The organism is Gilliamella sp. wkB108, from assembly GCF_001690195.1.
Taxonomy (GTDB): domain Bacteria; phylum Pseudomonadota; class Gammaproteobacteria; order Enterobacterales; family Orbaceae; genus Gilliamella; species Gilliamella apicola_L.
Map to the genome: position 1 here is coordinate 22,731 of NZ_LZGM01000118.1, position 26,377 is coordinate 49,107.

Annotated in this window: 20 protein-coding genes; 2 read left to right on the forward strand and 18 right to left on the reverse strand. The window is 35.5% G+C overall.

The window, feature by feature from the left end; genetic code table 11:
- Positions 1–24: 24 nt before the first annotated feature.
- From A9G11_RS12580 to gss, 12 genes are all read right to left on the reverse strand, one after another.
- On the reverse strand, positions 25–1,545 hold the full coding sequence (locus A9G11_RS12580) for a hypothetical protein (protein ID WP_065619941.1): 1,521 nt from the start codon (positions 1,543–1,545) through the stop codon (positions 25–27).
- 68 nt (positions 1,546–1,613) lie between these two features.
- Entirely contained in the window at positions 1,614–2,096 is a 483-nt protein-coding gene (locus A9G11_RS12585) for a hypothetical protein (protein WP_065619942.1), read from the reverse strand.
- Positions 2,097–2,098: 2 nt separating this feature from the next.
- On the reverse strand, positions 2,099–2,788 hold the full coding sequence (locus tag A9G11_RS12590; protein ID WP_065619943.1) for a hypothetical protein: 690 nt from the start codon (positions 2,786–2,788) through the stop codon (positions 2,099–2,101).
- Positions 2,788–4,401 (reverse strand): SUMF1/EgtB/PvdO family nonheme iron enzyme, encoded by a 1,614-nt coding sequence (locus A9G11_RS12595; RefSeq protein ID WP_081298572.1) that lies wholly within the window; start codon positions 4,399–4,401, stop codon positions 2,788–2,790. The genes A9G11_RS12590 and A9G11_RS12595 overlap by 1 nt, the downstream gene beginning before the upstream one ends.
- On the reverse strand, positions 4,358–5,581 hold the full coding sequence (locus A9G11_RS12600; protein WP_065619944.1) for an ABC transporter permease: 1,224 nt from the start codon (positions 5,579–5,581) through the stop codon (positions 4,358–4,360). Before A9G11_RS12600 ends, A9G11_RS12595 begins: the two co-directional genes overlap by 44 nt.
- On the reverse strand, positions 5,574–6,302 hold the full coding sequence (locus tag A9G11_RS12605; RefSeq protein ID WP_065619945.1) for an ABC transporter ATP-binding protein: 729 nt from the start codon (positions 6,300–6,302) through the stop codon (positions 5,574–5,576). The genes A9G11_RS12600 and A9G11_RS12605 overlap by 8 nt, the downstream gene beginning before the upstream one ends.
- Positions 6,303–6,307: 5 nt before the next feature.
- Positions 6,308–8,272, reverse strand: a complete 1,965-nt coding sequence (locus A9G11_RS12610) for a vWA domain-containing protein (RefSeq protein WP_065619946.1) — start codon at positions 8,270–8,272, stop codon at positions 6,308–6,310.
- A gap of 13 nt (positions 8,273–8,285) precedes the next feature.
- On the reverse strand, positions 8,286–9,290 hold the full coding sequence (locus A9G11_RS12615; RefSeq protein WP_065619947.1) for a hypothetical protein: 1,005 nt from the start codon (positions 9,288–9,290) through the stop codon (positions 8,286–8,288).
- Positions 9,291–9,414: 124 nt separating this feature from the next.
- Positions 9,415–12,087, reverse strand: coding sequence for a putative virulence factor (locus tag A9G11_RS12620; protein WP_065619948.1), 2,673 nt, complete (start codon positions 12,085–12,087; stop codon positions 9,415–9,417).
- Positions 12,084–15,110 (reverse strand): virulence factor SrfB, encoded by a 3,027-nt coding sequence (locus A9G11_RS12625; protein ID WP_065619949.1) that lies wholly within the window; start codon positions 15,108–15,110, stop codon positions 12,084–12,086. The genes A9G11_RS12620 and A9G11_RS12625 overlap by 4 nt, the downstream gene beginning before the upstream one ends.
- A gap of 8 nt (positions 15,111–15,118) precedes the next feature.
- Positions 15,119–16,675: an SrfA family protein gene (locus A9G11_RS12630; RefSeq protein WP_065619950.1), complete on the reverse strand. Its 1,557-nt coding sequence runs from the start codon at positions 16,673–16,675 to the stop codon at positions 15,119–15,121.
- A 276-nt stretch (positions 16,676–16,951) separates the two neighbouring features.
- The gene (gene gss, locus A9G11_RS12635) at positions 16,952–18,823 is read right to left on the reverse strand and encodes a bifunctional glutathionylspermidine amidase/synthase (protein WP_065619951.1); all 1,872 of its coding nucleotides are present in this window, start codon (positions 18,821–18,823) and stop codon (positions 16,952–16,954) included.
- A 213-nt stretch (positions 18,824–19,036) separates the two neighbouring features.
- On the opposite strand from gss, the gene ybeD reads away from it, so the two are divergent.
- The gene (gene ybeD / locus A9G11_RS12640; protein ID WP_065619952.1) at positions 19,037–19,303 is read left to right on the forward strand and encodes a DUF493 family protein YbeD; all 267 of its coding nucleotides are present in this window, start codon (positions 19,037–19,039) and stop codon (positions 19,301–19,303) included.
- A 66-nt stretch (positions 19,304–19,369) separates the two neighbouring features.
- Positions 19,370–20,647: a bifunctional O-acetylhomoserine aminocarboxypropyltransferase/cysteine synthase gene (locus tag A9G11_RS12645; RefSeq protein WP_065619953.1), complete on the forward strand. Its 1,278-nt coding sequence runs from the start codon at positions 19,370–19,372 to the stop codon at positions 20,645–20,647.
- A 57-nt stretch (positions 20,648–20,704) separates the two neighbouring features.
- Here A9G11_RS12645 and adk read toward each other — a convergent pair whose 3' ends face one another.
- From adk to hisS, 6 genes are read right to left on the reverse strand one after another with little or no spacing between them, the layout of a single operon-like run.
- A complete protein-coding gene (gene adk / locus A9G11_RS12650) occupies positions 20,705–21,349 on the reverse strand; it encodes an adenylate kinase (protein ID WP_065619954.1) in 645 nt (214 codons plus the stop codon).
- Positions 21,350–21,385: 36 nt separating this feature from the next.
- Positions 21,386–21,637, reverse strand: coding sequence for a YfgJ family double zinc ribbon protein (locus A9G11_RS12655; protein ID WP_065619955.1), 252 nt, complete (start codon positions 21,635–21,637; stop codon positions 21,386–21,388).
- Between the two features lie 3 nt (positions 21,638–21,640).
- The gene (der, locus tag A9G11_RS12660) at positions 21,641–23,116 is read right to left on the reverse strand and encodes a ribosome biogenesis GTPase Der (protein WP_065619956.1); all 1,476 of its coding nucleotides are present in this window, start codon (positions 23,114–23,116) and stop codon (positions 21,641–21,643) included.
- An 18-nt stretch (positions 23,117–23,134) separates the two neighbouring features.
- The gene (gene bamB / locus A9G11_RS12665) at positions 23,135–24,307 is read right to left on the reverse strand and encodes an outer membrane protein assembly factor BamB (protein WP_065619957.1); all 1,173 of its coding nucleotides are present in this window, start codon (positions 24,305–24,307) and stop codon (positions 23,135–23,137) included.
- A 26-nt stretch (positions 24,308–24,333) separates the two neighbouring features.
- Positions 24,334–25,065 (reverse strand): YfgM family protein, encoded by a 732-nt coding sequence (locus tag A9G11_RS12670; RefSeq protein WP_065619958.1) that lies wholly within the window; start codon positions 25,063–25,065, stop codon positions 24,334–24,336.
- Between the two features lie 22 nt (positions 25,066–25,087).
- Positions 25,088–26,365, reverse strand: a complete 1,278-nt coding sequence (gene hisS / locus A9G11_RS12675) for a histidine--tRNA ligase (protein ID WP_065619959.1) — start codon at positions 26,363–26,365, stop codon at positions 25,088–25,090.
- Between the last annotated feature and the right edge of the window lie 12 nt (positions 26,366–26,377).

Here is a 26,377-nt window from a genome sequence, read left to right on the forward strand (position 1 = left end):
TGAATAAATTATTATTGAGCTAACTCATTGACACAACGGCCTGTTAATTTTCAGATCTGCAACCGCATTATTCATCTGTTTAATCATAGCTTTTGGATTTTGAGCTATATAAACCTTTCCTCCCGTCATTTTAGCTACACAATCAATTTTATGTTCGCCAGCTATATCGATGATATTAATTTTTAATCGTGGTTTCTGTTTTGCTATCGATTTAGCTAAAGTACAAATATTTTTTTCTGAGCAAGTATCTTCGCCATCACTAATAATAAGAATATAATCATCACGTGTAACACCATCAAGCATTTTACTCGCTTTTTCTAAACCACTATAAAGTGGTGTTCCTCCTTTATCTGAGTTATTAGGTATATCAGCTTTACTCTTTAAAACACTACGATTGGCATAACTAAAATATTCAGCATGAATAGGTTGAAGTTGATTAATTTTCTTTTTTAACTTATCTCGATTTGGATAACTAAAAAATGACGTCACACCAGCCCCTGGACAAGTAGAAAGTGTCACCAGAGAAATATCTATATCTTGCTGTATTTGATCAATACTGGATAATGCAACCTTCTTACTTGCTGATAAACGGCTTGGTAAACGAGTCATCTTTTTTTCATATGCTATTTTTTCTTGTCTTGACATATAACTTGAAGGACCATAAACCAAATATTCAAAATAGTGTTCTACTTCAGCTGGCGATTCAGCTATTGTGGCAATCATCGATAATGAATTATCGAATATAAGTGCCATTTTAGGTGGATTAGAATTATTAGCCATCTCTTCTTTGCTAATACAGTTAGGAGGATTAATAACTTTTGGTTCAGGATCTGGGGGTTGTTGCGATTGTAGGTTAGGATCTGGTTCTGGAATAGGTGCAGATTCTGAAGTTGTAACTGCTTTTGGCTCTTCTGGCTGCTCAATAACCGGTACAGGCTCAGGTTTTACTTCTGCAACGGGCTGGTTTACTATAGGTAGAGAATCTGGTGTTTTTTCTTTTCCATATGGACACCAAAAATACCAAAGTAAAGCTAATAATCCAACTAATAACAAGGCTAACAATAAAAAATGCCACCAGCGCCAAAATGTTTTTCTAGGAGTGACAGGTGGCACTATAGCCGGTTTAGGTAACACAGGTTCTTCGAAAGTATTTACAATTACGGGATCATCATTGATAACATAAATTTGGTTACCTAAACTTTTAATTCTAGGTAACCAAAACAAAACCAAATTTTGCTGTTCATCCGTTAACGGTATTGAATTAATCGCCAATTCAATATCATTAATCCGTGTTTTAAGTGTTTCTTCTACCTGATTTTTACGAGCATCATCGGTTATACTACTCAGTAAAATGGGTTGACCTTCAAGATGTGTATACCAAGCAACATATTGATTATTCTCAATCAATTTTGGGGTCGGTAAAATTGAAAAAGTTCGTTCAGTTAAATGTGGCTTCAAAAATGATAACAAGAAATTATATTGATCCAACAAAGACATCTTGTCAGTATTATTAGGATCAATCACATTTCTTGTTATTCGTTGCATGGTTAGCGTTTCCCTTTATATAAAACTTTATGCTTTTTATTAAAACATATTCTCCAACTGCAACATCTTTAAATATTTAATGCTTTCTGTAATTGTTGAAGTTTTTTATTTAACTTATCCAATTCTATTTGTTTTTCAACTTCAGAACCATTTGAAGTATTGACTTTCTTAAGTTGCTGCTCAATATCATTAACTTGCGCCTGTAAATCATCACGACCTTTAGCTTTTTGTTTTACTTCATTAGTTAACTTCGTCAAATCTGTTTTCAATTTTTGCATCTGAGCTTGTTTTTGTTTAACACTTAATGATGTATCATTTTTTTGTTTCTCTATGGTTGCATAGATCTCTTTAAACTGTTGATTAGCTCTTGTTTCATTGTCTAAAATCTGTTTTTTCTGATCAATCCTAGCTTGGTAATTACCTGAATAATTACAACTAATCTTATCCACAATACCTATATTCGTATTGGTAGGATCACACTGCTCAGGTGTTGTTGAACAACCAGCTAATAAAATTAGCGGACAAAGTAAAATAAGATATCTTTTTTGCATAATTAGCCTACCCTTACTGCTGAACGTTGTTGCATTACAAGATTAATTTGTTTTTCTAATCCTGCTATTTGTTTATTTAATTGTTCAATTTCTCTATCTAATTTCGATACATTAACCCCTGATTCCCTCTCTTTAGCTGAAAGCGAAACCCAATCTTTTTCAACCTCTTTCATGCGAGCTAACTTATCCTTTAAATAAGCGATATTAGCATCAATTTGAGTCAAATCATTTTGGGCTTGTTTGGTATCTACAGTAGAATTTTTGATTTGTTTGTTTAAAACTTTAAGTGTGGCTAAATTTTTATCTAACACACCTTTAGCTGTTTGTGTTACCGATTGTACTTCTAACGTATTTTTCTGAATATCTTGGATATAAGCATCAATACGCATCTCTTCATTGGCATATTCAGCACGTTTTGAATCAAGATAGTAGTTTGCTCCCATCATGACACCGCAACCCACAACCGCAGATGCAATACATGTTTCAGGTTTTCCACCTAGTAACAGGCATGCAAAACCACCCACACCGGCACCTACTGCGCAAGATTGCCATGCTGATTTACTAAAAAATTGTGCTGAATTGCTTTTAGTTAATTCTGGATCAACATCCTTAGTATTAACACCTGATGAAGACTGACAACCAGTTAATACCAGTGACACACATAGTGCTATGATTAGCATAATTTTATTCATTATTTATTTCCTTTTACTTCATTACAAGTTTTCAGCCAAATCGTTCGTTCAATATTTCCTGATTCAATATATTGATTAATATGTTTGAAATAGAGTTTTAAATAATCACTCATATTTGCTTTACCACTATTTTCAAGAATAAATTGCGTTGCTTTTGCTTGATCATTAATGGTATTTTTTTCATAATTTGAAGCCGTGTTAACAATAGTATCCGAATAATATTTTAAAATAAAATCTCGGGCATTTTTTGAATCATCCAGCACTTGTTTTAAATTATTTAATTTCGCTTTCGAACACATATTATCATTATCCACATTTTCAGATTCTTTGACATCACAAACTTCATTGGTCATCGTATTATATAAATTATTATTGTATTCATACTTACTATTAAGATCTGAAACATTAGCACATAAAAAAGCGCCTAATTGTAGAGCTGATTGGATAGAGCGATCGCGCTGTTCATCGCGCGCCTGATTTGCACTACGTAACAACGTATTTAATTGATTTAACTCTTTTTTAGTTTTTTCATCTTCTACTTGTTTAGTTATTTTCTCTAACTCATTAACCACACTACCATTTGTTGATGATTCAGCATCACCACCAAGTGCATTCCATTCTTTATCTAACTCTTTAATAAGATCCGAAGAATTCATTATTTCTGTGGTATAAATTAAACGAAATCCAACATCTTTACTTTTATAAGCACCTTTATCATCATAAAAAGGCTTTTCTGTACGAAATGAAGAGTTAGTTGATGATTCAGAGGTCAAATAACTGCCACCACGAACCGTTATGCCACCGAGTTGACCATGATAACGATCAAGCTTATTCATTCTAAAAGAATCAAACATCATTTCACTGGCATTACCCAAAATATCATAGAGATCAAGCGGATTAGGTTCGAGTTTTCCAATTAGTTGTAATTTGCCATTTGCCGATTTGGCGCCTGAAAACCACGCATAATTTTCTACAGGATTAACCATTGGGAAACGTGCTTCTCGAAATTCTGATTCGGTCACTTTAGATCCACCTCGAGCTGCATACTCCCACTCGGTGTTATTAGGTAAACGCACATAACCTTTAGGTACACTATTTGTTTTAATTTTTGACTGATTTTCAATTAACCAACGATTATATTTATCAGTAAATGCAATGGCATCAAACCAACTTACATCTGTCATCGGGAAAGAAAGTGTAATTTTTGCGGTCGGACAAGTGTCATTCATTACCGCTTGATACTGTAGAATAGTCAGTTCATATTTACCAATTAGAAAATATCGTTCATTCCCGGCATCAGAAAAACTACCAGAAATATAGTTTGGGGTCGCATACTCAGCAAAACCTAACTCTTTTTGGTTACTACCTAATACAACTTTAACATCATCTAATGGTTTACTAGTGGGTGTAAAAACCTTTTTCATGACCAAACTACCATCACAAGGCATAGGTAAAATAACATCATCTTTGGCTGGTTTTGGGTTATAAAATTTGCTGTCCCATGGTTCAGCATAGCTTAATAATGGGGATAGACTTATTACCAAACCGCAAAAAATATATTTTATCTGATTATACTTCCCGCAAACTCTCTGCTGGTTGAATTTTAACGGCACGCCGTCCTCCTATAATCACCACTATACTTGAAATAAATAAGGTCAGTAAAAATGCAATAGTAAGATGATAAAATTGTAATTGACTTACGATTGGTTGTGAAACTAAATTTTTACCTAACACCATATTAAATACATAATTTCCTAATAAGAAGAATAGACAAGATATAACAAATGCTAAACAGCTTAAAATCACAGCTTGGGTAATTAAATACAGCATAATTTCATGTGATTGAAAGCCAATTAACCGCATAAAAGCAATATCTTTACGCTTACGTTCAATATTAGATAAAAAAGATCCAGTGAATGACAAAATACATCCAAATATAGCGGTAATAGCAATAACACTAAAAATAAATGTAAGTACACGATCAATAGCTTGCATATTTTCAATTGCATTTGCCTGAGTACGAGTTTCAATATGTTGTTCACGTAACTTAAAAGACAATGGAGCCACGTCGTCTAATGAATTAGCATAAATTCGCGCTCTGGCAAATGAGGTATGTTTTGGTGGATTTAGTTGACCGGTAGAAGTCAGAAAAATTGCACTTTGATAACCGTCATAAAAATTTTCCATTTCGATAAGCAAATCTAATGGGACAAAAGCTGCCACGCGACTATAACGGCTCTCAGGTATAATCCCTTTTACTTCTAGTTGAGTTATTCCCTTCTCAAGTTTACCATCAAGCTGCCGTGTAATAACCATTTTTATCCAACTACCTATCGTTGCTTGCATTTTTTCGGCGGCAAGTGAACTTAACAAAATTTGATTGTTACTTTTAAGAGAAGGCAAGGTATGGGTGATAGGATCATGGGAATCAGTTGGAATAATCTCGGCATTATTAACAAAATGACTAGAATCATTAATTAAATCTGCTTGAGTATTTAATGAACGAGTAAGTGGAATAACAAAAGCTGTTTCAGGCTGTTTTTTTATCCAATCTAACTTGGCATTATCAAGTTGCAAATTACCAACTACTTTAATTTCTAAATTTTGTGGATCACTAAGTAATTGCTGGCGCAGTTGCGAAACCACACCATATTTTAAGCTAAATAACAGTAATAACGGTGTAATTACCGATATAATTGAAGCAATAATACAAAATGAAACCTTCTTGTCATACCATAAATCAGCTAAAGATAACTTTGTAACAAGCAACCATTTTGCTATAACCTTAATCATCTTCACCTGCCTTGCCTTGTAGTGGCAAAAATACCGATGATTGTGGGGAAGCTAAATGAGCAGATAAGGTAAATAACCCTTTATTAGCAATACGTTGCCAATCATGAGTAACGATTATTGCGGCGATATTATCTTGTTGTGCTTGTTGTATGATTAAATCAAACAGTAAATTGGCATTATAGGGATCAAGAGCTGAAGTAGGTTCATCAGCTAGTAGTAAGGCTGGTTTATGAATAATTGAACGAATAAAAGAGGCTCGTTGCCTTTCACCAATTGATAACTGCTTAGGGTATTTACTGAGTAAATGAGAAATACTTAATTTGTCCACCAAATAGTCAAGTCGTACACAATCAACCTTTTGTTGTAACAACTTAAATGGCAACAGAACATTATCGCGAATAGTCAGAAATGGGAGTAAACCACCAGTTTGTAGCATAAACCCACAATAATGAGATCTAATTCTTGCCTGTTGATCAACATTATCATCATTAATTAGTGAAGCTATATTTATATTTTGATCATCAACAGTGAGATTATAACACTCTACCTCATCAGGTTTGAGGATCATACCAATCATTTCTAAAAGAGTACTTTTACCACTACCACTGTCACCTTTAATCACCACTACCTCACCAGCTTTAACCATTAGCTCCGGCAGGCAAACCTTAAATAAAGATTTGCCGGTAGATCGTGAAATGGCCAGTTGCTTTATGGTTAACATTGGTTTTACGGTAACATTTCTAAAGGAATAGGATAAACATTTTCACGTGGATCACTTCCTTCAGCTAACGAAATCCAGCGATCCACATCCGCATTACATTTTTGATAATAGCGGATTTTACTATTTAAATTACGAATAAATTTTTCTTGTTCAAGTCCACTCATACTTTTCCAGGTATCCTGATCAAGGCCGGTTACATCACTTTTATAGGGGATATTATCCAAATATTCACCGAGCAAACCTAAGTCGGCAATTTTGGTTACTGTATCTGATTTCAATTTACTTGGATCTTGCCCCATAGCAGCAGCAACGGAACGAAGTTGTGAAAACATATTATCGGCAGAAATCAAACCATCATTCGCTGCATTAGCAATTTTACTCACCACATCGCTCAAGTCACTTAGTTGAGATTTAGTCAATAAAATACGAGGTTCAGCGGTAGGGATAGTCGGTTTAATAAAATCTTTATCAGCAATCCACGCTTTGAAAACTGTTGGGGCTTTGGTTCCTTTGGTATCACCTAAATAAGCCAGTTGCATTGCTTTACTTAATAACAAAGCATCTTTTAACATATCAGAACTATCATCTTTGGCATTAAGTACATTACCCACCGATGCTTCCCCTTTATAGGCAAGCTTAACTTGTTCAGATAATGCTGTCGCTAACGAGTCAACTTTCTTACCAAACTCATTCACATCGCCGGCATTAACCGGATAATATAATGATTTATGGATGAAATCATTATACGTTAAGTCAGAATACTGAGTGGCAGCAATTTGATGATCTTTCTCACCACTTGGCGTTTTTAAATGTAAAGCGTAAATAGCCACACCTTTATGTTGTGCTTCTAATCGAAGTTGTGCAGCATCCATACCAGTACTGGAAAGTTTATCATCACCAGGAATTGCACTCGCATCCGTGATTAAAATCATATAACGCGCACCAAAGTTATTCCAATTAATATCATTTAATGCTTGCGAAATTCCAGCATAAGAATCTTCAGCAAAATAAGCTGTAGAAACAGTAGCCTGTTTTAAAGATGCACTTAAATTTTTAAAATCTTCTTTAGAGTTAACTTGGTTAGGATCAGCAAATACCTTAGTGACATATTCGAGTTTATCCGATGCTTTTAGACTGGAACGGAAAGATATCAAGCCGAATTTCACTTGGTTTTGTAACTTCTCTTTTTCTATATGTTGATAAACGCGGGTAACCGCTTCTTTAGTTCGTGAAATATAAGGATCCATAGAAATAGTTGAATCAATCACAAACACAATAGCCGCTTTAAATGGCGCAACTTGGTTAGCATCTTTATCTGCAGTTTGGGGATCAGTTGATTTGCCATTGTTTTTAATTAGTGCATCTTGTTTACTTACTGAGGCAATTTCTAAAACCCGTTCATAATATCCTTGTCCGTTCATCACCTCTTCACCTTGTAAAATCGGCAGTAAATAAAAGTTATTCTTAAAATCTACATACTCTTTTGGTTCTTGGGCAACAATTTCTGGAGTTGGTTTATCCGCTTTTAAAGCATCACGGATCGGTTTCAACAAAGATTCTGGTTGGCTAGCATCAATAATATTTGTTAACGATGCTTTATCTTTAAAAAATAACAGTGGATCACGATCAACCGGATTAGTAAATACCAGTGTCATTTGCATATTCCATGGAATAGCGCATGAGCCATTTAGCCAGCCAACGGTTTTTCCATAAGAATCAGGCCCAACATTGAGCCATTCTTGATTATTCTCATTTTTACGTTCATAAACATAAAAACGCGAGAAGGCAGCGACAGACGTACCGGTTGTATCAGTAATATTTTTTTTTAACTCACAAGTTGGTGTACTAAGAATTCGCTGAAAAAGTGTTGATTTTCCCTCTTGTTTTAGCGGTTCAGCTGCAAAACTTAGCCAAGGAAGGCAAATCAAACTTACTGCGATAAATATATTTGAGATCACTGATTTTTTCATATGCTATTCCTAACTATTTTTGTAACTCAGATAAACGTTCTTTGGCTAAGGTATTATTTGCATCATGGGTTAAAGAAGTTTCGTACCAATAAATAGCTGTTTCCTTATCAGTTTTAAAACAATTATTTTCTTGATAATACTTATCGTCATACTCTTTGGCATAAAGCATAGCAATTTTTGCATTTTGCTGTGCTTGATTGGCATATAACCGCTGAGCAATATTACATTTATCAGCTTTTTTAGCTTCAGCTATTAACTGAATAATTGCATCAGCTTCAGGTTTTGTTTGTAAACACTGTTGAATGAAACTTAAATCATCACCTGTCGCATTACTTAAGCTACATTGGCTACTAATTTGTACTGAAGAAGTCTCTTTTTGCTGATTTTGGTTAAATAAAAAGTACCATGAGGCAATACCTATTCCAATTAAAAGTAATAAAATAACAACGATTAAACCCAGTTTACTTTTAGCTTTGATTGGTTCAATTATCTCTGGCTTAATTGTCGATTCCGTTACCAGTTGTTCATCAGGCAAAATCGGATCGAGCGTAATTTCCTGCTCAGCAGTAGATTGGTCTGGTGTCGTATTGATAACCTGATCCACCGATAATTCTGGTTGTGATTCTGTCTCAACTTGATTATTATCAGTCGATGACGAAGGATTATCTAATGCAGAAGACGCTAATACTGACTCAGTAATATTGGCAACACCGCCATCAATATAGTTTTCATTTTGTCTATCCCGTATCTGGATAAAAAATCTGACAGAATTATCTTGGGATAATAACGAATCAACTAACCACTCGCTAACTTCTCCGGTTAATTGCTGGTTATCAACACTTAAATTATTTACCGGATGCCAAGTTTTTTCAGGCCCCCATTGCTTTAGACCTGATAAATAATAACTATCTTGATTGCGCTGGATAAGCATATCAACTTCAGGACTACCATCCCATTTTTGAGCTAAAAACTTAGCAATACCAGGTTTAAAGCCATCTAATTCAATTCGTAATGCCATGATATCCTCTATATTTATACCTAAGTACTATTTCATCAGCAGTTACAAGAAAAGTACCTATTTATAGGGGGAACTACCCCACTATTTATTTTTTAAGAATCTTACCAACCAGTTTCTAACTACCTTAATTTATTTGAGATTGTTTATAAGCGTTTAAAATCTCACCTAGTTGGCTATTTTGTTCCTGACTTATTTCACGTCCGGCATGATGACCTACATTTTCTTGAGCCAAGATAGCAAAAGCAATAAACCAATCAAATATGGCATACTGAGAATAGTTCTTGGTTTTATCATCCAGTTTCGGCAACGGGTGGGATGATTGATTAGTAAATTCACTCACTGGTGAAGAAAATATTGGCTTACCTTGATTAACTCGACTCATCGGTATCTCAGTTGCTTGCCCTTGGATAAAACCTAGCCAGGCAATAAAATCAGCGAGCAAGGTATGAATAGTACTGAGTTGTCGAGACTCAAGATCATCACGTTTATTACCAGTATTTTCATTTTTTAAAATTCGCTCACTTAAATTAGCTTCTAGCTTTAAGCGGTTAGCGGCGGTAATAAGTTCTTCAACCACAAAAGAAAGCGTTTTTTGTTCTAAACCAAAAAACTGCACAATGTGTTTATCCAATACAATATTTCTCAAATATTCTAACCATGTGGTAAATACTGACTTAGCAAATTTTGATTCAGTAGGTAAAGTAGTGGTTGGTTTAATATCTAAAGGTGAATTATTATCCGAAAATAATTCAAAATCAGTATTTAACCCAAAATCATTGGTTAAATCACCTATATTATCGTCTCGGCTATCGCTAGCTATTTCACTATCTGCCTGATTTGAGTGATAAAGCCCTCTAACCGTCTGCTCCGGCAGTTCCAACGTTTTCAGCAATTCACCCAGCAATAAAGCTTTACCTTGTAATTTTTTAATTACATCGGCAATAATTTGTTTTTTCTTGCCTAATTCTTCATCACTATCAGCTTGATACCAAGTATCAAAACGCATATTGATAATATAATCAATTTTCTCGTTAAGTTGCTCAACAATACGTTGCTGTTTTACTTCGGTGATAGCGACTTGTTCTAGATATTGACTAATACGTTCAATGCCACCGTCATTCAACTTTAACATAGCATCCCAAGTTAGTTCGGGTTCATTCACATACTCTTGAATATCCACATTGTTAACAAAAGTATTTTTCAGCATAAGCATCTTTTCTTGATAACTATCATTATAAGATTGCTCTTGATGAGTAGCAGGATCCACCGTTAAAAACGGTACATCAAATCCAGGTTTACGTACCAGAAAAACATTGTTGAATTTACGATTATTCGACCAATTGGTTAACCAATCATAACTACCAAAACGCTCCAAAATAGTTTGTTGAAGTAAACCACCTTTACCCCAACTGTTTTTGAGATTATCTTCTGATAGGGTTAATGAGGTACCAATACGCTTGTCAAACATCGTGATTGCCCACAATAATCCCGCTTTTTTGGTGGCTCTTTTTTCAGCTGTTTCACCTTGGGTTTTGTCAATCCAGCGCTCAAGCACCGGACCAACATCATTAACATCTGACTGTTTGTCTGAAGGGGTACAAACAACTAAAACATTCATTTCTTGGCTATCAGTGTATTTTTCAAAAAGATAAGCGACTTTACCTCGCAACAAAAGTTGCGCAATGGGGTTACCCTCTTTAACATCCGCAATAGAAATTAAATTTAAACGACCTCGATAACCAGGAAAATCCAATAAATCGACGTTTTCAAAAGTTGCTACTCGCGTTTTATTGACTAATGGAAAAATTAACTCTGCCGTCAAAAAAGCCAATTGAGCTAAAGAGATAGACGTTGGCACACCATTTAGTGGCGTTATAGTTACAGTGGAGTCACGATCAGTGTTTAGACGTTCAAGAATATCCACATTCATAATACTGTCAATTTGTGACTTAGTACCATTATTGTCTTTAATTAATACCGTTAGAGGTGCATATACAGTATTAGCATGATTTAAGTTGGATAACGTAGTGGCTAATTGCACGTAAATTGTGGTCAGTTCAGAAATTCCACCCCAGAGAACGGCTAAAAGCTCACCGCGCTCTACAATCGAAAGGTAAGGGAGTAAATGTATAGCTTTTTCCCAATAACCACCTTTTAATCCTTCAAGGGAATTACCAAAATTTTCAGATAAGTAATCATACAGATCCACAATATCATCTTCAGTAATACCACCGGTTTTATCTGCTTGTTTTTTATTTTCTAGTCGTTGAATCAATTGGTTGAGTTGTGAAAACTCTATGTTATTGGTTACTTTTTGTTGATCGAAATCTTTAAAATAGGCATTAATAAGAATTTTAATAATTTCAATTTCTTGGAATAATTTTAACTCTAGTGGATAATTAGCTATACCACCTTTGGCAATACGACTAAAGCGTGTTACCAAACCAGTTGCTTCTTTACCACTCCCCACTGGGTTAACATGATCGATAAAATCTAATACTTCATTATCGACCACAGTTTCAAGTTTACCATTTGCTCCAGCAGCTAATGCCGAGATAAGATAAGATTTACCCGCTTGTGATAAACCAAAAAATCCTACAGCAACAGATTTAGTTGATACATCACCTAATCGCTTTGCACTATTACGAAGACGTCGTAACTCAAGAATTAAACCATCCGCCTCATTATGTAAACGTTTTGATGAAGCGCGAGTCTGTTCTACCCATGTAATTGCTTTAGCTGACGCTTGATAAACCTGATCCCAAGATTTAGGAAGTTGTTCGTTTAAATTTTTCATCGTTTTATCATTCCACTATCCAGCCAATACTGCGTACTAATTAAGCCCGAATTAACCAACGTATTTAAATTCAGTTTAATATCCTGATTTTTACTACATGAACGACCATCCGAGGCACTGACATTTTTAATATAAAAACTTTCGGCGGATTTTTGTCTATTATTAATTCCTAATGTCACTTCAAGCACGACACCATCAGCACTAAGCCGTTTAGCTACTTCGCTATTCTCAATAGTGATTGTATAAATTGGTGATGCCGGCCAACGTTCAATTTCCAGTTGTTTAAAACCAAGTCTAGTTGTTCCCCTAATTTCAAAAGCAATTTCTGGAAAATCATAATCGGGATCGTCCAAGTCAATGTCGCGATAATAAACATTTTCTTTTTTTATCATATTTAGATTATCCAATAATCCTATAAATTTAACAGTTGAATATAAATTTATATTAGATGATCTAAAATAGAAATTAGGTAACCGTAGATTTTTACTTAAGAAACAAAGCATCGCACCGACTGCTGCAGTGGTTTTTGGATCATCAATTCGTTCCTGTTTATGGAACGGGTACCAGCTACCTGTATAATAACCATGCAGAGGTAAAATACGCCCAGCTGGAATTGATAACCGAGAACGGAAATAGCTTTGGACTCCCGGTAACCGTGAAGGGCGCCCTGTTAATAGCAACACATCACATTGATAACAGCTAATAATCTCAGATAATGCATCAAATGTTTTACAAATATTGTAATAGTCACCGCGAATAAACAGATGATGAATACGTTTCAGGTTAATTTCGATACTCAAATCAAGAACTGAAAATTCTGAGTTATTTAATGCACGTCTAATTGGTTCATTAATAAAATTAAGCACATTATCAGTCATTACATGATGTTGTAATAACTCCTTAAAAGTCGCATTATAAACATGTTGTTCCGTATGTAGTGGGTCGTAGAGTTCATACTCTTTTAATACCTGCAAACCAATCGGCATGAATAATTGTAAAGTCAGTTGTTGTCGTAATACTGCATCTTGAATAGAAAGCTGCTGTGAACCAATAATGGTAGATAAAATAGGGTTAGGATCAGCCAGTCCAGCTTGTTTTAAACCATTAGTTAATGCGGTTAGCACTGTATCTTGTATAAAATCAAGCAAAATATCATCACCGGCAACTTTAAAACCATCCCGAAAACGCTGTGTTGGCACAATATAAGCATTACTACTATTTACTTGATTACTTGTACCATAATCAAGTGCATAATCGTTGATCACTAAATCAGTAGTACCACCACCAATATCTACTGTTGCAATGGTTAATTTTTGTTTATTAGTTTTATCCGGACGCACCATTGAAGCAATAAACTCTTCCGAGCGTCCATTATAATTATTTTGGGTTTCATTAAACAGGTAAACAACTTGTCCACAAGTTGCTTCGTCCCATTGAACATGAACCTCAGGAATATTCGGCCAAACACTTTTTAATTGTTCCGGATTGTTAAAATCAATATTATCATCCGAATTATCCCAACCAAGACTTTTCCAAACTAACCCAATTGCTTGGTATACACACGACTTGAATATAGCTTGCTCTGGTTTAGGCATCGCGGGTGGAATGGTTAAAATAATCGAGCGTAAATTACGCGGCGTTTTGGCGTGTTCAAGTTTATTGCGCTGAGCAACGCTATTCATCTGCATTAAGGCATGCATTAGCACTTCGCATAACATAAACGTCATTAAAGAACTACGCGAATATTTTGGATGAAAAACCGGCATTTTACGATCATACTCTTCAGCGATATCATTACTTAGGATATGTAGAGCTTCACCATATTCATTAATTAAACTGGAAAAAGGTTCTGAAGTGGCAAATGGTTCATGATCACTTTTTACATAATGAGAATTAAAACGCCAACCTTGTTCATACTTATCTTGATCCCACAAATAGCGTTTTGGACTAGAGAGTCCGGTTGCACCTTCATTCCCTTCTCTTCGACTGGCTAGGCGACTTGCTTCTTTACCAACCCGAACAATACTTGGCCAACGAAATGTATCTCGCCGTCCGCTCTGTAATGAAAAATGTTCCTTACCAAAAAAGGTTTGTGCAAACTCTACTCTGCTTTCAAAAGGTTCGTTGTAGATCTGCTCTGGTTGCGTCAAATCTCGGATTTCAAGCTCATATCGACGATTTAAGCTATCTTTATCCTGAACATGATCTTCAATCAAAATTCCGCAGGTTCTGGAATTACCAACATCAAGAATCATATCCACTGGAATCGATTTGACAATATCATCTCTATTATTTGAGACAATCTTAATGGTTGGCATATGTAATGAATCAGCCAGTAAATGAATGATATTTAAATAATGACCATAATAAGCTTTATGGTTAATTTCTTGGTTAATATCATCTTTATGCATTTTTAAGCGCTCTGGTTGTGGCGCTAATTCTTTGAATAAGTCAATTAACCAACTGGTTATCCATTTTAATTCTAAAAACCATGAAACTTGATCGGAACGATGCGCTAAGCTAAATATCGAACCGGTTTTTACATCGTTATCGGTTGGAGCTAGATAAGCAACATCCTGCATATTAGTAAAAATTTTAGTATCAAATGCAAAGGTAATGCGGTGAGTATTACCTTCCGGATCTTCTCCTTCAGGAATACTAACAATCCGGACTCGACTCCAATTATGAGGGCCTTTATCAAAACGTTCAGGTGGTATTGATCTTAACACCGGAATCGGTAACCAAATACCATCATACAATTTCAAAGATTGATCTACACTGATTTCTTGTGTTGGCTTAACCGCAAAAGATAGATTATCGGGAGCAAAAAATTTACCGTTATCAACATCTTCAATCAGTCTAATTAGAGCGCCACTTTCTGAAGGATCGATAAAACAACCATTTAATTTATTACGCCATTGATTATCTTTCCAATCTATTTTTAGTGCAAAATCAAGAAATTGAATACCACTATTCATAATTAAAGTAACTTCTTGACCATAGTTGCGTATTTCCGGAAGCATATACAACCCTATTGTTTTTTCATAGTAATTGGGAACGAAATCCCGTTATTATAAATTCCCTGACAATTAGCTTGATTGTTTTTGCCAGATGTACACTGAATTTTTGGTAATTGATATTTAGTATTATCGCTACAAATAGCTTCGGTATTACTAGCAATATTTAAATTGGCATTTTGAATACCACTGTCAACTTTACCAACACATTTAACACCATCACTGCGTGTGACAGTAACTTCGCCATTTCCTTCATTAAAATTGTAAGATAACTGTAATGGTTTACCGGTTGCCTTATCTTGAATACCACCACCTACGGACCATTGACCATTAAGAAATTTTGTAGAACCTTGTTGCATTGAATCTTTAGGTAAAGTTAGTTTATTAGCATCAGAGGCTGCATTAGTATTACTATCTTTATTTACTGGTATCGAAGTTTGATCTTTGTTATCAGTACCAGTTTGTGGTTCTGAATTATCTTTGTTATCTGTACCTGTTGGTAGTTCTGGATTGTCTTTGTTATTCAAATCCACAGGATTCGGTTGCTGGTTTTGAGTGTCTGAATTATTGACATCAGGATTATTTACTTTGCCATCGTTAAGTTGAGCATCTATATTTTGATTATTATTACTAGCATCTTTATCCACATCAGCTGTATTAGCTATATTGGTATCTTTTTCATTAACATTAGTTGCTACACCATTAGTATCACTCGTGGTAGTACTATTGACTGCTGTCCCATTAATAACGCCAAGATTTCTATCAACAATAACCTCTTTAGGTTGTGGATCTTTTTCATTTTTTTGTTCAGTTTCGGCAACAGGTAAACTGGTATGACCATTATCTAATGAAACATTTGGATTAACTGAGACTTGCGGTTTTTCAAAACACCCTCGTAACCAAAATATTGCCAACAACAGTAATAACAAAGGTAATAAACCAAGTAGCCACACCCACCAACGTTGCCACCAAGGTTTTTTGGCTATAAGGGATTCGGCTATAACAGGAGTTGCTGGTTGTTTAGTTACTGGCTCTAAGCAATAAAATGGTGAACTGGCTTGTGGGGTTTGCGAGTTAATAAATCCCCAAAAGGTAATCACCGGTTTACCATCAACAATGTAAACAAACTGATTACTTGGAAAACGTATCGCCATCAAATTAGGTTCGGGACTATTGGCATCATACTTTGGATCATAAATAAGACGACTAAAAAGTAATTGATCACCTTCTAAATTAGGGTTTTCGGCTAACTTTTTACCCAGATTCACAACCTGTTGTTCAAACTCTTTAAGTAAAATCAGTGCTGAACTTTGTTCTGTTTCGCTGGCCGATGTCCAAGGGATAATATCATACTGCCCATCAGGTTGATTTGAGTCAAAAGGGATATACCAATCAACAATATTTCCTTGATCATTACGTTGGGGAATAGCTAGAAAATCGGCATATTGTTTGCCTAATTTCACTCTGAACATTTCCCGTATTTGGGTAGCGACTAAATAAGCCGCCTTACCATCATGACCGAGTATTTTAAAATCCTTAATATCACCACTTCTTAGTAATGTATTTGCCATATATTCCTTGGTATCCCTGCTTATCAGTTTTATACTTTTTAGATAACTGGATTGATTTTAACAGAAATATGAATTGATGTAATTGGTAGATAAACAGATATTATGACTTTTTAGTCATATTTTTTGATAAAAATTTGAGTGAAATTTAAACAACAAAAAAATATTAAAAATGATTATGCCTATAACATAATCATTTTTTAACTATTTTAATGTAATACTCATTTTGTTTTTATACTCAAACATATAGCTAACCTGAAACATCTTTACAATATTTAGCTATTTAAGAAATTGTTCATCCGGTAAAACTCGTAAAGGTTGCATATCACTTTCGCCTTTAATAACTAACGAAGGATCTGAACGTAAACAAGTACCACCATAATGCCCACCTACTGTAAAAGTGCAGATTTGTACATAACGATTATCCACTTTAGGTAGACACCACAATTCTTGGTAAATATTCTCTTGTTCAGCAAATTTTCCCACCGTTTGATCTAATATCTGCTGGTTACTCACTAATTGAATATCACTACCACGACGCCCGGCAATAGGTTTAATTGCATAACCTTTTTTTATTAAACTATCATTAAGTTCAAAAGTTGATTCTAATAGATAACGATGATTAGGGAATAAAGACCACAATACTGGTAAAATAGCTTTATTACTTGGGATAACAGTCCATAGCGGTTCAAAAACCGATACTTCTGGTCGCAATAATACATCAATTAATCTTACTGCGTTTTCTGGATGACCTGTCCGAATGGGTAATCCAGCGGTTTGCGCTTCACTCTCCTCACGCAGTTGTTCTAAAACTGTTTCCCACGCCCATGTTTTCCATACACAGGTAACCTGACGATCCTCATCATCCACTAAACGACCTTGTTTATCCCAATGAAGAGCATCTAAACCACATAAGATTTTGCTATTAAAACCCGCTTGTGTTAATGCTTTTTGCATGAAAAGAGCATGATAGTTTTCTTCACTATCATTATCTTGCATGATATGGACAAAAGGCTTAGCATCGCTATGTTTCCAGCAACTTGCAAGAGAGTTTAGAAGATCTTCACCAGGATTGGTGCCTTCTGTTAATCCTGCTTGTATTGCCCATTTTTGCAGAATAATACTGGTTTCAGTATGACATGAAGCTGAGTCAGCATTGTATTCATAAACTTTTAAACCGCGTTCATCCATACAAAAATCTAATCGTCCCGAAATCATTTGGTAACGGCGTTGCTGCCAAGACAAGCGTAATCTTGGCCATAATATTTCAGGAATATTAAAATAATGTAATAAGTGATCATCTTTCAGAACTTTATCGGTTGCATACATGTACATTAAGTGTAATTCATTGGTCGCTCGGATTAACTCTTGTCGGGCGCTTTCAGAAATGGTGAAATAACGATACTGGTCATCATGATTAACTGCATGGCCTGTTGCTAATATGTAAGCCTTTTCTAATGGCTCTTGTTCATCTAACCATTTACTAGCAAATTGATTTTGATGATTAATATATGCACTATGAATAGTGAGTAGTGCTTTTGGAACATGGGGTTGTGGTAAGCTATATTCGGTATCATCAGTTTGAATCATCCACCCTAAAATGGTGGTATCATCAAAGGTATCATGTAATAGATAACCACTATCGGAAACGGTCATTGCCAGCTCTCTTGTCCATTGCTGACCTGCCGGTAATCTTGTATGCATCAGATTTTGTTCTACTATGCGAACTTTATCATCAAATACTTCAGTAATAATCGCTATATGTCCTGTCCGTTTAAATACGCCTCCATCATCCCAAACTAGTAAGGCTCCTACCTCCGGCCTTTTTTTGCTGCCATTAGCAAATGCTTGTAAGGGTAAAATAGCTTCATTAATTGCTTGTCGTAAAAAACGTAATGAAAAAATCTCGTGCGCCATACCAACATCAGTGAAAACAATACCATGATTTAAATATAAAAATCGCCGAGCAAATTCAACGCATTGCCATTTATAGCCCATATATTCACGCTCCAAATAGTTGCGAAATGAAGAATCATCTGGATATTGTTGCTTATCTAAAGAATCATAATTAGATGAATAAATTGCAACCCCTCCCGGTGCATAACCTAATAATGTACCAAAAGGTTCCTTATGATCTGGATTAACTAACATACTGCATTGACCTTATATTGCTTATATTGATAGAGAATTAAACGCTAAAAACCCAACTCTGCTTAAAGTTTAATATCATAGATCAAATTATGTGCTTTAAAAAGTAATGTTTAACGGTTAGTTACTTGAAGTATGACAAAATGCCTATATATTGTAGTTAGTCTTGGTAATACTACCTCTTACATATGTCTTTAAAATGAGAACAATAAAATTATGCAACAGACAAAATTAAATGAATTATTGGATTTTCCATGCTCCTTTACTTATAAAGTAATGGGAGAAGCTAAACCAGAATTGGTTGATAAAGTGATTAGTGTGATCCAACGCCATGCGCCTGGTGACTATACACCGTCTATTAAACCAAGTAGTAAAGGTAATTATCACTCTGTATCAATTACGATTAATGCCACACACATTGATCAAGTCGAAAATTTATATAAAGAGTTAGGTGAAATTGATATTGTGAGAATGGTTTTATAATGCTTTACTTTTCGACTATTCTTAGCTAAAAATAGAGCCTTATATGATAAATTATGAGGCTCTAACATGAAACCGGAAACAATTGCTATTCACGCAGGTTATACACCTGAATCGACTACGCATGCAGTCGCTGTACCTATCTATCAAACTACTTCTTATGCATTTGATGATACTCAACATGGCGCAGATTTATTTGACTTAAAAGTAGCGGGTAATATCTATACTCGTATCACTAATCCCACTAATGCCGTAATTGAAACTCGCGTTGCTAAACTTGAAGGTGGCGTAGGAGCTTTAGCCGTTGCATCCGGTATGGCGGCCATTACTTATGCTATTCAAGCAATTACTTTTGCCGGTGAAAATATTGTTTCAGTCGCTAAACTTTACGGTGGTACGTATAATTTGCTGGCCCATACATTACCTAATTTTGGAATTAAGACTCGTTTTGCGCCTCATAATGATTTAATTGCTCTTGAAAAACTTATCGATGATAAAACTAAAGCACTATTTTGTGAAAGTATCGGTAATCCTGCAGGCAATATTGTTGATTTAACAGCACTTGCAGATATTGCTCACCGCCATGGTATTCCTTTAATTGTTGATAATACCGTTGCTAGCCCTGCACTTTGCCGTCCCTTTGAATTTGGCGCTGATATTGTTGTGCATTCTTTAACCAAATATATAGGTGGGCATGGCAGTAGTTTAGGGGGAATGATTGTAGATTCGGGTAAATTTCCTTGGCAAAAATATGCCGACAAATATCCTATGCTAAACCAACCCGATCCTTCTTATCATGGTGTTTCTTATACCGAAACTTTTGGTAATGCAGCATATATTGCTCGCTGTCGAGTCATTCCTTTAAGAAATATGGGGGCGGCTCTCTCACCATTTAATAGTTTTCTTTTGCTACAAGGACTCGAAACGTTATCTTTGCGTATGGAAAGGCACTGCCAAAACGCACTTAAAGTTGCTCAATATCTTCAATCACATCCACAAGTAAGTTGGGTAAATTACGCCGGATTACCTAATCATCCTGAACATCACTTAGCAGTAAAACAGATGGATAAAGGATTACCTGCTGCGATTTTATCATTTGGAATTAAAGGTGGTAAATCAGCTGGTGCTAAATTCATTGACGCCTTAAAATTAATTATTCGCTTAGTTAATATTGGTGATACCCGATCACTTGCTTGTCATCCGGCAACCACGACTCATCGTCAATTAAATGCTGAGGAGTTAGAAAAGGCAGGAGTCAGTCAAGAAATGATCCGGCTATCCATCGGTATTGAACATATTGATGATATTATTGCTGATCTAGAACAAGCATTGAAAGCCACACTATAACGAAATATCCAAAAGGGTAAGTAAACGCTTACCCCATTTTGGATAATATGAAATGAACTAACCTAAAATATTCTCTAACTCTTTTGTTACATCAGACACAGCTTTTGTTCCATTGATACAAAAATACTTAGTATTGCCTTCTTTCGCTTCATGTTGATAATAGTTAATTAAAGGCTTAGTTAAATCATGATATTCAACCAGACGTTTACGTACGATCTCTTCATTATCATCTTTACGTGTGGTTAATGGTTCACCCGTTACATCATCAATACCATCAACTTTTGGTGGATTATAACGAACATGATAAACACGCCCTGAACCCGGATGAACTCGGCGACCACTCATACGATCAATGATAACAGAATCCGGTACATCAAATTCAAGCACATAATCAACATTTATCCCTGCAGCTTTCATCGCATCCGCTTGTGGAACAGTGCGAGGGAAACCATCTAATAAAAAACCATTAGCACAATCACTTTGGGCAATACGTTCTTTAACTAAAGCAATAACTAATTCATCGGTAACCAATTTACCGGCATCCATTAATTCTTTGGCTTGTAAACCAAGTGCCGTTCCAGCTTTTACTGCCGCACGTAACATATCACCGGTTGAAATTTGAGGAATACCATATTTTTGCATAATAAATTGTGCTTGGGTTCCTTTCCCCGCGCCAGGTGCTCCTAATAAAATAATTCGCATGAAATAACCTCTTATGGCTTTAATAAATAGACTTCTTTATTCTGGTAAATAGTGAAATATAACTTTACTGCTCGATATTAAACCGTCGTTTGGACAAATATAATTAATTGCTCCACAACCTTTGATTATTTGAGCTTGTTGTTGACAGATAGGACAAATAAACTGTTCTAGATAATGTTGTTTACATTGCTGACAATAATAATGCTCAGGAGAAACCACCTCCATTTTATTGTCACATTTAGGACATAAACCTTCTTGATTATGACTATCCAACTTTTTGTTTGGCATAAACTACTTACGTCCTCTAACATGTTTCATTAAGCGGCGACGTTTCCGTTGCTGGGAAGCAGTTAAACTGTTTTTTCTTCCTTCAAATGGGTTAGCTCCTTCTTTAAATTGAATTCGTATCGGAGAACCCATAATCTTTAATGATCGCCTAAAATAATTCATCAAATAACGTTTGTAGGAATCAGGTAAATCTTCTACTTGATTTCCATGAATAACCACAATAGGAGGATTATAACCGCCGGCATGAGCATATTTTAATTTTACACGCCTACCTCGGACTAATGGTGGTTGGTGATCATCTTGCGCCATTTGCATGATTTTAGTTAATAATGCCGTATTGACGCGACGCGTAGCACAATCATATGCTTCTTGGATTGAATCAAATAAATTACCAACACCACTACCATGTAGTGCTGAAATAAAATGAAGACGAGCAAAATCGATAAAATCAAGTCGATCATCTAACGTAGTTTTCACTTGCTCTTTAATATCTTGTGATAAACCATCCCATTTATTTACTGCTATTACAAGTGAGCGCCCACTATTAATAATAAAACCAAGTAAGGATAAATCCTGATCAGAAACCCCTTCTCTTGCGTCAATAACTAATATAACTACATTGGCATCTTCAATAGCTTGTAACGTTTTTATTACCGAGAATTTCTCAACTGTCTCAGTAACTTTACCTCGTTTACGAACTCCTGCGGTATCAATTAAAATATACTCACGTTCATCCCGCGTCATTGGTATATAGATACTATCACGCGTGGTGCCGGGCATATCATATACTACTACTCGGTCTTCGCCTAATATCCGGTTAGTTAGTGTTGACTTACCCACATTAGGACGACCAACTATAGCAACTTTGATTGGTTGGTTAATCAAAGATTCCGTTTCATCTAACGCTAAATCATCATAAGATTCGGGTAAATCTTGATATTGCTCATCATGGTTATCATCCAAATTAACTTCATCAACTTTTTCAAATTGAAAAATAGGATCTAATACCGTTTCAATTAACGAATTAACACCTCGACCATGACTCGCAGCAATAGGATGAATATCACCTAAACCTAATGCATAAAAGTCAGAAATTGCAGTATCAGCATCGATACCATCAATTTTATTAGCAACTAAGAAAGTCGCTTTTTGACGGGAACGTAGATGCTTAGCTATCGCATGATCGGCAGGCATTGCGCCAGCTCTTGCATCGACTAAAAAAAGGACTATATCGGCTTCTTCAATAGCTTGTAGAGATTGATCGGCCATGAAGCTTTCAATCCCTTCTTCAGTACCATCTATACCACCGGTATCTATGACGATATACTCATGACCTTTAATTTCAGCGCGTCCATATTTACGATCACGAGTTAATCCGGGAAAATCAGCAACTAACGCGTCTCGAGTTCGAGTTAACCGATTGAATAAAGTTGACTTTCCAACATTCGGTCGGCCAACTAATGCTACTACAGGTACCATGCTTACTCTCTAATTATTTTAGTTTTTTGTAAAAGCGTAAATATCACCATTTTTTGCTTGAACAATTAATTTATCGTCTACAACTAACGGTCTAGATATTAATCCACTACTACTTACTTGAGATTTAGCAGCAAGTTCACCATTTTCAATATTTAACCAGTATAGATAACCTTCAAAATCACCGACAACAATATAATTTTGATAGATAACTGGATCAGTTAATTGGCGATGTAAAAAGTCTGATTGTTTCCAAATTACTTCACCACCGTTTTTAGCTATGGCTTGAATATTATCATCTTGGTCAACGACATATAAACGACCAGTATCAACTGCAAAACTATGAGTTGATCCTAATTGTTTACGCCAAACAATTTGACCACTACTTAAATCAAGAGCAACAACATTACCATTATAACCTACAGCATAAACCTGATTACCTTCAACTACTGGCGTTGAATCAACATCATTTAATTTGGCTATTTCAGTTGAGCCTGATGGTTGTGAAATACGTTGTTGCCAAATTAGTTGACCATCATTAATGTAGTAAGCATCGACTCGCCCATTATCATCACCAACAATCGCAGCATCATGCGCAATAGTTGGTGTTGAATTACCTCTTAGTGAAAGTGGTGGGACTTCAAGTGAAATATCCCATAGCTCCTCACCCGAATCACGATTTAACCCTTGCAAGAAACCATTAGCGGTATGGATGATTAATTTATCATCAGATGAGACAGGACGAGCAAGAACTTCACCTTTTACTGATTTTTCCCATACAACTTTACCGTTATCACGCTCTAATGCATAAACAACAGCACGCTCACTACCCACATAAACATATTTTTCATCAGCGCTTACGCCTCCAGAAAATAGGGCTGTTTTACTACTGAAAAGTGAACTTTTAGATAAATTTATATCCCACAATGTATGACCACTTGATAAATCAATCGCTTTAACTTGTCCGCTACGGCTTGCTACATAAATGGCATTATCATAATTGATAGGACCTAATAACGAATAAATAAGTGTATTACCTGATGTACTGTTTTGCCATATTTGTTGAATAGGAAATTGGTTATTTACCGTTGGTGAAGGAGCCACCTGTACAACTTCTTCTTCACCACCAAATAAAGAACATCCAGCAAGTGAAAACATTAATACACCGGTAAAAAGACATTTTGATAACTTCATTTTATAGACCCTTATAGCAGGATAAATTAATTTTTACTTTCTTCTGTTTTGGCTTCGTCTTTAGCCTGAGCCTCTGGAGCTGCATTTTCCTGAGCAGCTTGTGCTTCTTGTTGTTCAACTTGTTGTTTAGCTTTTAAATATTCAGCTTGATTCAATTTCATCTTGATATTTATTTCTGAATCTGGAGTTGGTGACGAATCTAACGCAACTTTATAAGCATCAATAGCATCTGCGTATCGAGTCATTTTCACTAGCACATCACCGCGAATATCATTAACTATAGGCGCCCATGTAGGCTCAGTAACTTTAGTTAAAGTATCTAAACTATCTTGATATTGCTCTAGTTGATGTTGTAAACGTGCGATACGAATATTAATAATCGCTTGAATTGGTTCTGCATCGGTTTTCTTTAATCCATCTGCTAATAACTCTTGAGCTCCTGAATAATTTTTCAGTACTTCAACGTAAAATTGTGCCGCTCTAAGATTAGCAAAGACACTATAAATATTACTCGTCTCTTTAGCAAACGCGACTAACTCATCAACTGAAGTAGGATTATTAGTATCTAACTTTGCAACTAATTGTTCATACTGTTCAGATGATTCAAGCATTTTCTGTTCTTGATGAGATTGCCAATAGCGCCAACCCCAAAAAGCTAATAATCCAATTACAATAACCGCAACAATAATTTTCCATGTTTTAGCAAGAAACTCTTTTAAACCGGCAAGTTGCTCTTCACTAGATAATTGATTACTCACGTTTTTCTCCTGTTTCCCTTACTTACATTATCGCCAAACAAGTTTGAGCAATCTCTTTTTGTGCTACTTGAACTTGCTTGCCTGTTTGTAGATTTTTGATCGTTACTGATTGGTTGACTAGTTCATCTTCCCCAATAATAACCGCTATTTTAGCACCTAACTTATCTGCTTTAGCAAATTGTTTCTTAAAATTGTTAGAGCCATAATTAGTCATAATTCTTTTATCAGGTAATCCATCACGTAATAGCTCTGCCATAGCTTGTGCAACAGAGATCGTTTTTTCATCACCTGATGATATCATATAAATATCAATTGAATTATCACAATTTAATAATGGATTAACAGCCTGAACCAATAAAACTAAACGTTCAACACCCATTGCAAAACCAACGGCAGGTGTTGATTGACCACCAAGCTGACTAACAAGCCCATCATAACGCCCACCACCACAAACTGTACCTTGAGCACCTAAACTACTGGTAACCCATTCAAAGACTGTACGATTATAATAATCTAAACCTCTTACTAATCTTTGATTAATATTATATTTTATTCCTGCATTATCCAACAATTTGCACAAACCTTCAAAATGATCTTTCGATTCAGCATCTAAATAATCAAACAGTTTTGGTGCCTGATTAAGTAGTTCTTGTACCACCGGATTTTTTGAATCAAGTACACGTAATGGATTAGTATACATTCTACGTAAACAGTCTTCATCTAATTTATCTTTATGCTGTTCAAGAAAATCAACTAATGCCTTACGGTAATTTGCTCTTGCTTCTAATGAACCAATAGAATTAAGTTCGAGTGAAGTATGTTTTTCAATTCCTAGCGCTTTCCAAAAACGAGCAGTCAAAAGAATAAGTTCAGCATCAATATTGGGGCCTTCTAGTCCAAATACTTCTACACCGAACTGATGAAATTGACGATAACGTCCTTTTTGAGGCTTTTCATACCTAAATGCAGGTCCTAGATACCAAAGACGTTGTTCTTGATTATAAAAAAGACCATGTTCAATACCTGCTCGAACACAACCTGCCGTAATTTCCGGACGTAATGTGATACTTTCATCGTTACGATCGTTAAAGGTATACATCTCTTTTTCAACAATATCGGTTACTTCACCAACCGCTCGTTTAAAAAGAGCTGTATCTTCTACAATAGGTGTTCGAATTTCGTTATAACCATAACTATTTAAGACACTTTTGACGATTTTTTCAATCTTTTGCCAACTCGCACTTTCTGTTGGGAGTAAATCGTTCATTCCCCGTATAGATTGGATTTTTTTCTCTGTCATTCGTTCAATTCG

Coding starts and splice junctions, on each gene's coding strand:
- A9G11_RS12580 (WP_065619941.1), bottom strand. CDS start 1,545: ATGCAACGAATAACAAGAAATGTGATTGATCCTAATAATACTGACAAG.
- A9G11_RS12585 (WP_065619942.1), bottom strand. CDS start 2,096: ATGCAAAAAAGATATCTTATTTTACTTTGTCCGCTAATTTTATTAGCT.
- A9G11_RS12590 (WP_065619943.1), bottom strand. CDS start 2,788: ATGAATAAAATTATGCTAATCATAGCACTATGTGTGTCACTGGTATTA.
- A9G11_RS12600 (WP_065619944.1), bottom strand. CDS start 5,581: ATGATTAAGGTTATAGCAAAATGGTTGCTTGTTACAAAGTTATCTTTA.
- A9G11_RS12605 (WP_065619945.1), bottom strand. CDS start 6,302: ATGTTAACCATAAAGCAACTGGCCATTTCACGATCTACCGGCAAATCT.
- A9G11_RS12610 (WP_065619946.1), bottom strand. CDS start 8,272: ATGAAAAAATCAGTGATCTCAAATATATTTATCGCAGTAAGTTTGATT.
- A9G11_RS12615 (WP_065619947.1), bottom strand. CDS start 9,290: ATGGCATTACGAATTGAATTAGATGGCTTTAAACCTGGTATTGCTAAG.
- A9G11_RS12620 (WP_065619948.1), bottom strand. CDS start 12,087: ATGAAAAATTTAAACGAACAACTTCCTAAATCTTGGGATCAGGTTTAT.
- A9G11_RS12625 (WP_065619949.1), bottom strand. CDS start 15,110: ATGCTTCCGGAAATACGCAACTATGGTCAAGAAGTTACTTTAATTATG.
- A9G11_RS12630 (WP_065619950.1), bottom strand. CDS start 16,675: ATGGCAAATACATTACTAAGAAGTGGTGATATTAAGGATTTTAAAATA.
- gss (WP_065619951.1), bottom strand. CDS start 18,823: ATGTTAGTTAATCCAGATCATAAGGAACCTTTTGGTACATTATTAGGT.
- ybeD (WP_065619952.1), top strand. CDS start 19,037: ATGCAACAGACAAAATTAAATGAATTATTGGATTTTCCATGCTCCTTT.
- A9G11_RS12645 (WP_065619953.1), top strand. CDS start 19,370: ATGAAACCGGAAACAATTGCTATTCACGCAGGTTATACACCTGAATCG.
- adk (WP_065619954.1), bottom strand. CDS start 21,349: ATGCGAATTATTTTATTAGGAGCACCTGGCGCGGGGAAAGGAACCCAA.
- A9G11_RS12655 (WP_065619955.1), bottom strand. CDS start 21,637: ATGCCAAACAAAAAGTTGGATAGTCATAATCAAGAAGGTTTATGTCCT.
- der (WP_065619956.1), bottom strand. CDS start 23,116: ATGGTACCTGTAGTAGCATTAGTTGGCCGACCGAATGTTGGAAAGTCA.
- bamB (WP_065619957.1), bottom strand. CDS start 24,307: ATGAAGTTATCAAAATGTCTTTTTACCGGTGTATTAATGTTTTCACTT.
- hisS (WP_065619959.1), bottom strand. CDS start 26,365: ATGACAGAGAAAAAAATCCAATCTATACGGGGAATGAACGATTTACTC.